Raw genomic sequence first — 516 nt, 5'->3', positions numbered from 1 at the left:
AAATTTTGTATGCCGATTGGATCGCCACCGGAAGGTTATACCGACCCATAGAGGAGAAGCTCATGGATGACCTGGGCCCCTATCTTGCCAATACACATTCCTATTCAAGCGAGACGGGGAAAGTGACCTCCAATCTCTATATGGAGGCCCGTGAACGCATCAAAGCGCATGTGAATGCCGATGGGGATGATGTCTTGGTGACCACGGGCAACGGTATGACGGGGGCATTGGCCCGGTTACAAAGCATAATGGGCCTCAAAGGGCCACGGCCGTCCGACCCAAAGGAGGTGCCCGTGGTGTTCGTCACCCACATGGAACACCACTCCAACCAGGTGTCCTGGCAGGAAATCATGGCCGATGTGGTAATCGTTCCTCCCGGGAAAAATATGATGCCCTGTCCGGACAGGTTGGCTGATCTTTTGTGGAAATACAAGGACCGAGCCCATAAAATAGGCGCATTCACCGCATGTTCGAACGTGACCGGTGAGCTGGTCGACCACAAAGGTCTGGCGAAGA

Annotated in this window: 1 protein-coding gene; it reads left to right on the top strand. The window is 54.1% G+C overall.

The window, feature by feature from the left end; translation table 11 throughout:
• The coding region (locus GO009_RS18030) for an aminotransferase class V-fold PLP-dependent enzyme (protein WP_163627974.1) at positions 1–516 on the top strand (516 nt) is incomplete at both ends.

The organism is Allomuricauda sp. TY007 (assembly GCF_010468565.1).
Classification (GTDB): domain Bacteria; phylum Bacteroidota; class Bacteroidia; order Flavobacteriales; family Flavobacteriaceae; genus Flagellimonas.
The sequence above is the reverse complement of the archived record's forward strand: the minus strand, read 5'-3'. Positions and strand labels throughout refer to the sequence as shown.